Raw genomic sequence first — 11,993 nt, forward strand, 5'->3', positions numbered from 1 at the left:
CAATATTTTTATGTATCTATAACATAAAAATAGCGCGCTAAGCCACTCGTTCAATACGAATGAACTTATTTTCAGGTGTTAATAATATTCTAAAACGACCTCGTATTCCTAAGCTAGAAATGTAAGGTCTCAAGTGGTTAGCAGAAAAACGAATTCTTTTCCCACCATCTTCCACTACTTGTAAGGAGCTAAAACGACCATGATAATAATCCATGCAATCGTTGTAGCTCAGTGTTAAGTTAAAATAGTACTCAATCATTTACGCTAGCGCTTTCTCAACTTTTTCAAATAAATCGTCGCTTAGGCCATCCAAAGCAGCTATACGCTCTAATTGCTGCTTCATTGCATGAGAACGAACTTTATCGTAACGCTTCCATGACATAAAAGGCGTTAACATACGTGATGCATTTTGTGGGTTTATAGCATTTAGCTTTATTAATAAATCACCTAATAGTGAATAACCTTGCCCGTCGGCACGGTGAAACTGCGGCGTATTAAAATGACTAAAGCTGCCGACTAACGCACGAACTCGATTAGGATTAGAAAAATCAAAACATGGGTGCTCATACAGGGCTTTAATATTTTCGATTGCGTTTTCTGATGTTTGCATCGCTTGTAAAGCAAACCATTTATCCATAACTAAAACATCATGGCGCCACTGACTATCAAAGTGATTTAATAATTCATCACACACTTCATGCGATGCTTTAACCGCAGCACTCAACGCACCTAACGCATTCGTCATATTAGATGAGCTCGCTGCATCCTTAATAAATTCAGTTGCCTGGATGCTTTGCGTCTTAGCTAAATAATGAAGGCATAATTGTTTTAATGAACGAATAGCAACCGCATTAGCACTTACACTACCGTCATCAAATAATGATTCAAAACATTGAATAAATTCACTACATAATGAATCTGCTATTTGTTTTTCAAATTGCTGAGTAATTTTAATTATTTCATCAACAGGGATAACTTCAAATTCACCAGCTAGAGTATCAAAGCTAGGTAACTTTAATAACTCAGCAATTAGCGCTAAATCACCTTGTTGGTTTACAACTAACACTCTGAGCGCATTAATTATTTCATCACTTAGTGCAATGCTTTCGGTGCTCTTTATATTTGCTTTTACTGCATTGATAAATAGCTGCTGCTGGGCATCCCAACGAGAAAAATCACTCCGTGCAAAACGCATAATATGAAGAAGCGCATGTTCATCTGTTTGTTGATTTAAAATACACGGTGCAGAGAAATCTTCCAGTAATACAGCAACTGGTTTACTGCTAATATTATCGAAGTTAAATGTTTGCGTAGATTGCGTCACATTTAACACATGCTCAATTTTTTTGCCTTGATACTCAAGCGCAATACTGTGTCCGTTTGCATCCAATAACTCAATCGCAAAAGGAATGTGTAAAGGCTCATTATTTGGTTGATTAAGCGGTGCTAATTGCTCTACTGTTAAGCTGTAGGTATTTGAATCTTTATCGAAGCTTTGCAGCGCATTTAGACGTGGCGTACCTGCTTGATTATACCAGCGTTTAAATTGTGCTAAGTTAATCCCTGATGCATCGCTCATTGCACTTAAAAAATCATCACAGGTTACTGCTTGACCGTCGTGACGCTCAAAATATAGCGTCATGCCTTTTTGAAAGTTTTGCTCGCCTAGTAGCGTATGCATCATACGAATAACTTCAGCGCCTTTGTCATACACTGTAACCGTATAAAAATTATTCATTTCAATAACTTTTTTTGGACGAATGGGGTGTGCCATAGGACCAGCATCTTCGCTAAACTGATGTGTACGCATTACTTTTACAGCATCAATTCGATTAAGCGCACGCGAGCCTAAGTCACTACTAAACTCTTGATCCCTAAATACCGTTAAGCCTTCTTTTAACGATAACTGAAACCAATCTCGGCACGTTACACGATTGCCCGTCCAGTTATGGAAATATTCGTGCCCGACAATTGATTCAATGGTGTGATAGTCTTTATCTGTAGCCGTTTCTTGATTTGCTAAAACACATTTACTGTTGAAAATATTTAACCCTTTATTTTCCATCGCCCCCATGTTGAAAAAATCTACGGCTACAATCATATAAATATCAAGGTCATACTCTAAATTAAAGCGCGCTTCATCCCATTGCATCGCTTTTTTTAGTGAAGTCATGGCATGGGGTGTTTTAGATAAATTACCTTTATCAACAAATAATGCAAGCTCAACATTTCTACCGCTTTGAGTAACGTAGCTGTCTTTTAATACATCAAAATCGCCAGCAACTAGGGCAAATAAGTAACTTGGTTTTTTAAACGGATCTTGCCATTTGGTAAAATGACGACCATCTTGAGTTTCACCACTGTCTATTTGGTTACCATTAGACAATAATTGTGGGTATTTTTTATCAGCAATTATCGTTACATCAAATGTAGATAAAACATCAGGACGGTCCATGTAATAGGTGATTTTTCTAAATCCCTGCGCTTCACATTGCGTGCAATACGCACCACCTGATAAATATAAACCTTCAAGTGAAGTATTGGTTTCAGGCGATATCTCGGTGACTATACTTAATTGACAACTATCCGGCAGATTATTAATTATTAGTTGCTCTCCAGCAATTTTATAATCTGTTATGTCCAATGCATCAACAGATAAAGACAGTAAGCGTAAATCAATACCATCAAGCACTAAAGGTGCTTTCTTATCCCCTATACGTGTAAGCGTCAACAAAGCGCTCACTTTCGTTGATAATGGCTGTAAGTCAAAAGTTAGCTCTGTGTGATTAATTAAAAAATCAGGAGCTTTATAGTCTTTAAGATAGTGTGCTTGAGGTTTATTTGATTCAGTCATAAATACTCCAAAATAGCTCCTTTTGAGTTAAAAGGAGCTATTTAAATTAGGCAGATTGTTTTGGCTTAATGCGTAAGATTTTAATACCTAAATAGGCATAAATAACCGCTAAAACTGGGTTTATCAAGTTAAAGAAAGCGTAAAGAGCATAATCAAAAGGATTTATTAATAAAACGCTTTGCATGTAAGCACCACATGTATTCCACGGGATTAGTGGACTCGTGATCGTGCCGCCATCTTCTAAAGTACGAGATAGATTTACAGGCTTTAACCCACGTTTTTTATATTCGTCTTTAAACATACGCCCTGGTACAACAATAGCAATATACTGATCGGCCGCAATAACGTTGGTACCAATACAAGTAGCAATAGTGGCAGCAATTAATGAGCCCGTGCTTTTAGCTATTTTAAGTATGCTTTTAACAAAAATATCCAAAAGGCCTGTTTTTTCCATAATGGCACCAAACATCAGTGCAGTCATAATAAGCCACGTGGTTGTTAGCATACCTGACATACCGCCACCGCTAAGGAGTGAGTCCATTTTATCATCGCCTGTACTTATGCTAAAACCATCAAAAAAGGTGGTCCAAACAAGCTTAAAGTACCCGACTAACTGTCCTTGGGAAATATCTATTTGGCTACTAATTAAATCAGACTGAAACAACATAGCCCAAATAGCACCCACAACTGCGCCAATTGAAATAGCTGGAAACGCTGGCATTTTTTTAATCGCTAATACAAGTAATACTATAAGCGGTATTAACATTTCAAAACCAATATTAAAGTTTTGCTGTAAAATAGCTGTTATCTCATCAATGCGCCCCGCTTCACTTGAAGCCGTTGCATTAAAGCCCATAAAAATAAATATAATAAGCGCAATCACAAAACTTGGTACTGTGGTCCAAAGCATGTGTTGAATATGCTCAAACAAATCAGCACCCACCACTGCTGGCGCTAAGTTTGTGGTTTCTGACAGCGGGCTTAATTTATCACCAAAGTATGCGCCCGATATAACCGCACCTGCTGTGACCGTTTGCTCAAGGCCAAGACCCGTTGCAACACCTAATAACGCAACACCGATTGTTGCAGCTGTTGTCCATGAACTACCAATACTCATTGCAACAATGCCACAAATTAAGCAGCTAGCTGCATAAAACCAGCTCGGATTGATAACCTGCAAGCCATAATAAATTAAGGTTGGTACGGTTCCCGAAAGTAACCATGTGCCAATTAAGGCACCTACCATTAGTAAAATCAAAATAGCACCAAGTGAAAGTGTGATCCCTTCAATCATGGCTTGCTCAAGTTTTTTCCAAGTGTACCCATTTTTAAGACCAATTAACGCAGCGGCAAAAGTAGCAAATAAAAGTGCAATTTGGTTTGGACCCGATGATGAGTTATCGCCAAATAAGTAAACGGCAGCTCCAAGCAAACAGATCAAAACTGAAATCGGAATAAGTGCATCAAAAAACGAGGCGGGTTTAATTGGTTTATCTTCCAATGGCTTCAAAGTAGAGACTCCTACACACACTTAAGGTGTGTCTAATTATTATTTTAAGCACAATTAGCGCATTAATTGAGCACCTTTGATCTGGCTCAACTTTATGTAATCAGAGATTATAACAATTTAGTAAATTATAGGTAGTAAAAAAGGCGCATAAGCGCCTTTTTTATAGAGGTAAAACCAGTTGTTACTGCTTAGCTATACGGCCATACTTAATATAATCTTGAGTAATTAACGCCGCTTCTTCTAAAAATGGATCTAGCTCTTCGATGACTTCAGGTAAATCATCTAAGTTTTCTACCGGATCTTTACCTAAACGCTTAAGCCGCTCATTAGTGCGTACAAGTGTGCGTGCTTCGTTTTCATCTTTTTCTTTAACGCGCTTAGCTTCTACTAACGAAATTGTTTTACGGTCCTTTTCTTCGTTGTAGCGTGCAATATCAGTAAGTACATAATTAAATTCTGGCTCTGACTTAATACGCAATTCATGTTGCTTTTGAAGCTGCGTAATAACTGGCGTTAAATTATCCAGCTTATCATATTTAGCTTTTACAATACTATCCCATGGCAGTGCATTGTCTTGCTTGCTTTCTCCCCACTGTGCAGGATCGATTGCTGAAGGAAACGATATGTCAGGGATCACACCTTTATGCTGCGTGCTACCACCATTAATGCGGTAAAACTTAGCAATAGTATATTGTACACTGCCAAGTGGATTATCGTATAAATCATACTTACGACCTAAGCGTTTGTGCTGTTGTACCGTGCCTTTACCAAATGTTTGCTCGCCAATAACAACCGCTCGACCATAATCTTGCATTGCTGCTGCAAATATTTCAGATGCGGACGCACTGTATCTATCAACTAACACTGTAAGCGGGCCATCGTAATAGGTAATACCATCACGATCTCTTTGTTCTTCAATACGATTATTTAAAGTGTGTATTTGAACTACAGGGCCTTGGTCAAAAAACAATCCTGAAAGCTGCGTTGCCTCGTATAAAGAGCCGCCACCGTTTTGGCGTAAGTCGATAATAATACCATCCACTTTTTCTTCTTTAAGCTTTGCCAATTCAACTTTTACATCTTTGGAAAGATTGTTGTAAAAACCAGGTATTTCGATCACCCCTATTTTACTGGTTAAGTCTGAATATTTAGCGTCAAACACTTCTGATTTGGCCGCCCTATCTTCGAGGCGAATTTTATCACGGGTAATTTCAACTGTTTTAGGCGTACCATGGGCATCAGCACCTTTTAAGTATTGCAGACGCACCTTAGTCCCTTTAGGACCTTTAATTAAATCAACGACGTCGTCTAAACGCCAACCGATGACATCAGTAAACTCTTCACCATCTTGAGCAACACCGATAATACGGTCATCAGCTTTAATCTGTTCGGTTTTATCCGCAGGGCCACCTGGCACTAAACTGCGAATAACCGTGTAATCTTCATCTGGACTTAATACTGCACCTATGCCTTCTAGCTCTAGGTCCATATCCATTTTAAATTGCTCTGCACGGCGTGGCGATAAATAAGATGTATGCGCTTCAATACTGCGTGCTAAAGAATTTAGTACTATTTGGAATGCATCTTCAGCGTTTGATTGTACTAAACGCTTTTGGGCATTCCTATAGCGCTTGGTAAGCACTTCTTTAATACCTTTCCAATCTTTACCTGTCATTTTTAAACGCAATGCATCGTATTTAACACGTTCGCGCCAAATTTCGTCAAGCTCAGCCTGAGACGTTGGCCACGTGGCATCTTCACGATCAAAAAAGTATTCATCTTCTTTGTCAAAGGTCATCTCTTTTTCAAGTAATGCTAATGAATACTCATAACGTTCAAAACGACGTTTAAGGCTTAAATTAAAAATATCAAATGTGAAGCCTACCTTACCGGTAGTTAAAGCATTATCAAAGTCATCACGATATTGCTCAAAAGAGGCAATATCGCTGGCTAAAAAAACACTTTTATTAAAATCAAGGGATTCGATATAACGATCGTACACTTTACTAGAAAGCTCATCGTTAAATCGAACTGGGATATAGTGTGAACGAGTAAATAAGCTAGCCACGCGCTTGCTGGCAGTACCATGTTGACTTTCTTGTTTGAGCTGGGGTAGATCGTCAATTGTGACGGCTTCAACAGCAGCAAATAATGAACCTGAAAACAGGGCAGCAACTAACGGAATGAGCGTAAACTTTTTACTCATACAAACTCCTTAATTTATTTACAGTTTAAACGATGTATAAACTGTCAGCTTTGGTTTTAACTTGCATACCCGTCACTAATTCAACATGAACGTCATCTTTGTTCACTTCAGTGATTACTGCATTTACAAGTGCTTGGCCAAGTTTAACCTTAACCTTATTATTAACCTTGACCTCAGTTGCTGGTAAAGGTTCAATTTTTCCTGAACGTTTAGCCGGTACTACTTTAGCTGGTTTATTAGCAGTGGAGGCGTTTTTATCACCTGCTTTGCTAGCATGTGCTGGCTTTTTCTTGAAAGACTTAGCATCAGAATCTTGGCGAGGACGCTGTTGTTTTTTGCGTTTTGCCATTTTAGCGCGGCTTTCTTCCAATGCTTTTTGTGCATGGTCGATATGCTCTTGCTCAACTTTTTCACCTTGATTGCCATCAAGATCAATACGAAACTCTGACTTAGTCACAGCTTCTAAATAGCGCCAGTTAGACGTATATTTTCTTAGCGCTTGACGTACTTGAGTCTTGCTTACTTTATCAGACCCTTCAATACGCTCAGCAATATCTTTAAAGATACCGACTTTAAGCGGCTTGATACCGTCTTTTTGTTTAAAACATTGTGGAAATTCTTTATATAAAAATTCCAACACTTCATTAATATCTTTTAGCTTGTTTGTGGTTTCCATTTTAGAACCTATTTTTCACATCTTTTCATCAAGGGACGAATCGACGTAGTGTGTTACCCAGTCGACCAACTCTTCGAAATCGGCTTCAATAACAGCCATATCACCTCGAAGGTGTTCCCAAATACCATTAATTGTTTCATCAATAAATTCACATTCTGAATCATCTGGAAGACGATCCCAAGCAATGTGAATCAAATCATTGAGCGTTTCCGCTACATGTTCTTCTTCGCCTTCCCAATCGCCAACATCTTGCACAGCAAATAGGTAGTCTTGAACATTTAGCAAATCTTTCATTACAGGCTCGCCTCTAAGCATTTAACTATCGCTTCAAGACCGGCTTTGTCATCAGTATCAAATCGGCCAATACTAGGGCTATCGATATCGAGTACAGCAAATACTTTACCATGTTTCATGATAGGTACAACCACTTCAGAGTTAGACGCTGCATCACAGGCTATATGCCCATCAAAAGCGTGAACATCTTCAATTAATTGCGTTTCTGCGGTTGCCGCAGCCGTTCCACATACCCCTTTTCCTACTGGAATACGGATGCATGCAGGGTTACCTTGAAACGGGCCAAGTACTAATTCAGTAGGAGAATCCATAAAGTAAAAGCCAGCCCAATTTACATCTTCTAAAGAGGTAAATAATAGCGCGCTTATATTTGCCATATTGGCAATTACATTAGATTCACCAGCTATTAGTGATTCAGTTTGCTTAACTAATGACTGGTAAAAATCGTGCTTTTGCATACCAAACTACTTCTTATTAAACAGACAGTAGCTAAAGGTACTCTTTGTCGTGAAAAATTGGAACCTTTTGGAGGTAAAAAAAAGGAAATCGCACCGTTTATCAGCGTGCTTGGTCAATAATGCTGCGATTATTTTTTTATCGATTTACGAAGTCCAAATAAAAACAGCCCAGCTGCGAATGCCGACATTACACTATTAATTAAAAATATCTCACCCGTTGATGCACTCAACAAATAACTAAATATAGCGCCACCTAATAAACCAAGTGTCAAAACACCTGAATAGTTAACCTTAGAATATTTAAACATCAACAAGTATCCAGGCACAACAAAAGCCGCCATCGTTAAACCTACAATATGCGCATTTGATATAGCCGTCATCAGCAGTTGAAAAAATACCGATAGAAAATCCCCCTGCAACGCTAGTGCATAATACAAACCTAATAAACTGCCAACAATCACCGGGGACAATAATGAAAGCGCGACGCTTTTTGCAAGTTGATGTTTCATCTAATAATCCTTAATACAGCGTATAAAATTTAATGTATTAAGCATGCACCAAGATCTAAAGCTTAGAAATAGAGACTATGGTCGTAACTTATGATGATAAAACATACAACATATAAGCTAGGTAATTTAATAAAGTAATAAAAGCCCAGTTTTTAAAAGAAATAAAAAATAGCTCAGTAGTTACAACTGAGCTATTTTTTGTGATAAATCGATATTTTTATTTATCGCCAACTCTTCAAGCACTATGACTCTATCAACTAAAACGTCTAACTTTCTTTGCAGCATAACAATCGTATTTTTCTGATTTTTATCTTGTAATAAAAGTGACTTTTCTTTAGTAGTCGTTTTATAGGTAAAGTAATTTTTAATTAGCACTAAAAGTAAAAAAGGCGACAAAAAAATCATTATAATTAAAAATAATTCAAACATTATTATCTCCTTTAAGTGTTTTGTGTTGCTAATTTATAATGCTTAGACGAAAAACCTAGACGTTTTTTAAATAGTGTGAAGAGTGTTATTTGGCGCGGTTTACCACGACGGATAAGTAAATTTACGTAGAGTATGCTTAAAATTATTGCAGTTGCCTTGAACAAATTGCCTTTTAAATCCCCTGCTGCACCACCTGACATGCTAAATATGCCATAAGCCGCATTCATAAATATATGCATCCATAATGGAAACCAAATACGGTATCCACATTCGCAAAATAACCACGCAAACCAAGTTCCTGCAATTGTTGTAATTGCAACAGCCATCACAGCTGAAATAGCATCATGTCCTTGATAAATATGACCCAAACCAAATATCGTTGAGCTAATTAATGCGGCGGGAATAAACCCCCAACGACAAAAACGAAATAACACGCCGAACAAAGCAGCCCTAAAAATTATTTCTTCAAAAACTCCCGCGTATATTGAACCTGTAATTATCCCCGTAATTGAAAGGTTTAGCGCGTTACTCAAATAAGCGTAACCTATCACCATAGGTGTGCAACAGACTACCGCTGCGAGTAAATAACGTTGAAAACCTTCAATGTCGACACCTAAAACGTTGTACCAACTCTCATGTTTAAATAATAATGTTGCCACAACTAACAATGGCCCATAAATAAACAAGTATTTAGCAGGAAATAACAAAAGGGCTGATTGTTGATCAAGGTCAGATAGGACACTTACCCAGTTATCCCCCCAGAACTCTTTCATCATGTAATGACAAAATATAAATGTGGTAATTAGTAGCAGTGCTTTAATTGTATGTTTCATACGTACCTTCTTAAGTTACAATTTTAAATTCAACTTAATCATGGCAATCACTAATTATGAAATCGATCAATTAGGGCTAAATTTCATTTTTAGGTGCTAACTACATGTTTTTGGGGTCATCAACAAACATCAGGGGTTAACAACAAGGCTTGTTTAATGACATCAACATAAGTTCGCGAAACTGGAATTGTGAAATCAAATGAGTTCATCGATAACTGTAATCCTCCGGCATTCCCTTTACTTACTGCGACTAATTGTAAATTAACTGCATAAGACCGATGACAGCGATATAAAAATGTATTTTGGGGTAATTGTTTTAATAAACCAGTTAACGTTATACGCAGCAATTTATGAGAAACAACATCGTTTTCTATCGTTGCGAGCTCACAGTAATTATCGGCTGACTTAATAAACAATATATCCGATAGCGCAATTGTTAGCTTGTCACCTTTATTATCGCCAATAAGTGTTATTAGAGGGTGTGGGGGGGCGTTATTTTTTTCTACCTCTTCACAAGAACGCTGTTTAGTCTTAACAACCGGTATTTTTTCAGTTGTTAAGACCATATGCTTTGCATGACGATTGACAACAAATATGAAACTAATCGGGAATAACCCAACTGCTAATGTATATACAATGAAGAGTATTTGGTTTTGCCAATGCCAAGCCCCTAACATAGCAACAACAAAATATCCGTGGTTAAACAAAGCAGTAACTAAAATATAAAGGCTGGGGGTCACTATTATTCGAAGTTTATTGCTAAGGTTTAACCGAATTAAAAAGATCTCAATAAAACCCGAAAGCAATAAAGCGCAAAACGTGACTAAGCCGTAACCTGAAAGCCGGAGTAATTTATAAGGTTCAGTATCGTTGGTTGTACCAAAAGGTTGGAATACGAATAGAATAAATAGAGTTACTATCGAAAATAAAATTGCCCTGTATACAACCAACTTTCTTGACGCTAAATCATCTTTAAGCCACAACGTCATATTTTACATACCTTTAAAAACACGCTTGCTAATAAAATACCACAAATTCATCGCTAATTACTGGTTTCATTTTCTCAGTAAATATAAAATGATAAGTAATACCAATCAGCTTATATATGAAGTCTATTTAACGATAAAGAAATTGCGCTATAACTAGGCGATTTTTTATACTTAGTCGGTTTGGTAACTGCTCCTGCGTTACCCTACAGGCTTACATTCATGTAAGAATAAGTAAAAATTGAGTAAAACATCCGCGTCCTGCTCACGCCCCTTACCTACATACTACATGTAGGCAACAAAGCGTTCCCTAGCACGAACCCAAGAGCAGCGCACGCTTGGCATTTGAGCTGCGTTATCGCCTATTTATGGGAAAATAACCACATAACATAGGCTCTGCCTTGAGCAAAAACCAAACAGTCTACTGTAAATTCAAGCTCGAAAGATAAAAGGCCCTAATCGGCCTATATAGACTCTATTTAACAATAATGCATTTTATACCAACCTGCATAAATCTTTGATCAATTTAACGAATTAAATTTCACTATAACGTCGTTAAAAATTTTTTATTTAGAACAACTAGATATAAAAATTTTTGCCTAGTTCTAGCGTAATTTTCTTAACGTTAAATAGACCCCATATATAAGCAGATTGGTATTAGTTTTCTATAGATAAAAAAAAGCCCGCTAATTTAGCGGGCTTTTTTGTTATATGGTGGAGAGATAGGGATTTGAACCCTAGATGGGCTATAAACCCATGCCGGTTTTCAAGACCGGTGCATTCGACCACTCTGCCATCTCTCCGATACTGCTAAGTTAAAAGTAAGAGTGAACTAATAACTATTTAAATGAATGATAATTTAATTACCACACACTTATTAAATAAGTGGTGGAGAGATAGGGATTTGAACCCTAGATGGGCTATAAACCCATGCCGGTTTTCAAGACCGGTGCATTCGACCACTCTGCCATCTCTCCGCACGGCCTGCATAATAGGGAAAGCGGTGCCTTTTGTGAAGCTTTTTTTTAAATTAATTGTTTAAGTGATTAAAAAACAATTGATTTGTCCAAACTTAGAGCAAAGTGTTTTTAATTTAATCGCTAATGAACTTTTATCAGGCATTGATCAGACCCCTAGGCAACTTTTTGGATTTTATATAAATGCAACGCATGTCCACCAATGAGCCTTATTATTTTTTCCCTGAACTCATCAAAACCATCCAAGCTGATTTTGTCGCC

Annotated in this window: 11 protein-coding genes and 2 tRNA genes; all 13 read right to left on the bottom strand. The window is 37.5% G+C overall.

Annotation, left to right across the window (positions count from 1 at the left end):
• Positions 1-37 precede the first annotated feature (37 nt).
• The 13 genes from H5119_RS12205 to H5119_RS12265 all read right to left on the bottom strand — a co-directional run bounded on the left by H5119_RS12205 (position 38) and on the right by H5119_RS12265 (position 11,732).
• On the bottom strand, positions 38-259 hold the full coding sequence (locus H5119_RS12205) for a DUF2835 family protein (RefSeq protein WP_077537783.1): 222 nt from the start codon (positions 257-259) through the stop codon (positions 38-40).
• The gene (pepN, locus tag H5119_RS12210) at positions 260-2,854 is read right to left on the bottom strand and encodes an aminopeptidase N (protein WP_182702428.1); all 2,595 of its coding nucleotides are present in this window, start codon (positions 2,852-2,854) and stop codon (positions 260-262) included. It lies immediately after the preceding gene.
• A 46-nt stretch (positions 2,855-2,900) separates the two neighbouring features.
• Positions 2,901-4,364, bottom strand: coding sequence for a Na+/H+ antiporter NhaC (gene nhaC, locus H5119_RS12215; RefSeq protein WP_182702429.1), 1,464 nt, complete (start codon positions 4,362-4,364; stop codon positions 2,901-2,903).
• A gap of 181 nt (positions 4,365-4,545) precedes the next feature.
• Positions 4,546-6,570, bottom strand: coding sequence for a carboxy terminal-processing peptidase (gene prc, locus H5119_RS12220; protein WP_182702430.1), 2,025 nt, complete (start codon positions 6,568-6,570; stop codon positions 4,546-4,548).
• Positions 6,571-6,595: 25 nt separating this feature from the next.
• Positions 6,596-7,246 (bottom strand): RNA chaperone ProQ, encoded by a 651-nt coding sequence (proQ, locus tag H5119_RS12225; RefSeq protein WP_182702431.1) that lies wholly within the window; start codon positions 7,244-7,246, stop codon positions 6,596-6,598.
• 15 nt (positions 7,247-7,261) lie between these two features.
• Positions 7,262-7,540 carry a hypothetical protein gene (locus H5119_RS12230; RefSeq protein WP_002961910.1) on the bottom strand — a complete coding sequence of 93 codons (279 nt, stop codon included), beginning with the start codon at positions 7,538-7,540 and terminating at the stop codon, positions 7,262-7,264.
• Positions 7,540-7,998: a GAF domain-containing protein gene (locus tag H5119_RS12235; RefSeq protein ID WP_077537778.1), complete on the bottom strand. Its 459-nt coding sequence runs from the start codon at positions 7,996-7,998 to the stop codon at positions 7,540-7,542. The genes H5119_RS12230 and H5119_RS12235 overlap by 1 nt, the downstream gene beginning before the upstream one ends.
• Positions 7,999-8,126: 128 nt before the next feature.
• Positions 8,127-8,507: a hypothetical protein gene (locus H5119_RS12240; RefSeq protein ID WP_077537777.1), complete on the bottom strand. Its 381-nt coding sequence runs from the start codon at positions 8,505-8,507 to the stop codon at positions 8,127-8,129.
• 180 nt (positions 8,508-8,687) lie between these two features.
• On the bottom strand, positions 8,688-8,936 hold the full coding sequence (locus tag H5119_RS12245; RefSeq protein ID WP_182702432.1) for a hypothetical protein: 249 nt from the start codon (positions 8,934-8,936) through the stop codon (positions 8,688-8,690).
• An 11-nt stretch (positions 8,937-8,947) separates the two neighbouring features.
• Positions 8,948-9,769, bottom strand: a complete 822-nt coding sequence (locus H5119_RS12250; protein WP_182702433.1) for a CPBP family intramembrane glutamic endopeptidase — start codon at positions 9,767-9,769, stop codon at positions 8,948-8,950.
• A gap of 119 nt (positions 9,770-9,888) precedes the next feature.
• Positions 9,889-10,758, bottom strand: coding sequence for a LytTR family DNA-binding domain-containing protein (locus tag H5119_RS12255; protein WP_182702434.1), 870 nt, complete (start codon positions 10,756-10,758; stop codon positions 9,889-9,891).
• Positions 10,759-11,467: 709 nt separating this feature from the next.
• Positions 11,468-11,558, bottom strand: a tRNA-Ser gene (locus H5119_RS12260).
• Between the two features lie 83 nt (positions 11,559-11,641).
• Positions 11,642-11,732 (bottom strand) — tRNA-Ser (locus H5119_RS12265).
• Positions 11,733-11,993 lie beyond the last annotated feature (261 nt).

It is taken from the genome of Pseudoalteromonas sp. SG45-5 (assembly GCF_014164085.1).
In the GTDB taxonomy this organism is placed as follows: Bacteria; Pseudomonadota; Gammaproteobacteria; order Enterobacterales; family Alteromonadaceae; genus Pseudoalteromonas; species Pseudoalteromonas aliena.

Excerpts from the sequence above, each read along its gene's own strand:
- pepN (WP_182702428.1), bottom strand. The coding sequence starts at position 2,854 with ATGACTGAATCAAATAAACCTCAAGCACACTATCTTAAAGACTATAAA.
- H5119_RS12230 (WP_002961910.1), bottom strand. The coding sequence starts at position 7,540 with ATGAAAGATTTGCTAAATGTTCAAGACTACCTATTTGCTGTGCAAGAT.
- H5119_RS12255 (WP_182702434.1), bottom strand. The coding sequence starts at position 10,758 with ATGACGTTGTGGCTTAAAGATGATTTAGCGTCAAGAAAGTTGGTTGTA.
- H5119_RS12205 (WP_077537783.1), bottom strand. The coding sequence starts at position 259 with ATGATTGAGTACTATTTTAACTTAACACTGAGCTACAACGATTGCATG.
- proQ (WP_182702431.1), bottom strand. The coding sequence starts at position 7,246 with ATGGAAACCACAAACAAGCTAAAAGATATTAATGAAGTGTTGGAATTT.
- H5119_RS12240 (WP_077537777.1), bottom strand. The coding sequence starts at position 8,507 with ATGAAACATCAACTTGCAAAAAGCGTCGCGCTTTCATTATTGTCCCCG.
- H5119_RS12250 (WP_182702433.1), bottom strand. The coding sequence starts at position 9,769 with ATGAAACATACAATTAAAGCACTGCTACTAATTACCACATTTATATTT.
- H5119_RS12245 (WP_182702432.1), bottom strand. The coding sequence starts at position 8,936 with ATGTTTGAATTATTTTTAATTATAATGATTTTTTTGTCGCCTTTTTTA.
- H5119_RS12235 (WP_077537778.1), bottom strand. The coding sequence starts at position 7,998 with ATGCAAAAGCACGATTTTTACCAGTCATTAGTTAAGCAAACTGAATCA.
- prc (WP_182702430.1), bottom strand. The coding sequence starts at position 6,570 with ATGAGTAAAAAGTTTACGCTCATTCCGTTAGTTGCTGCCCTGTTTTCA.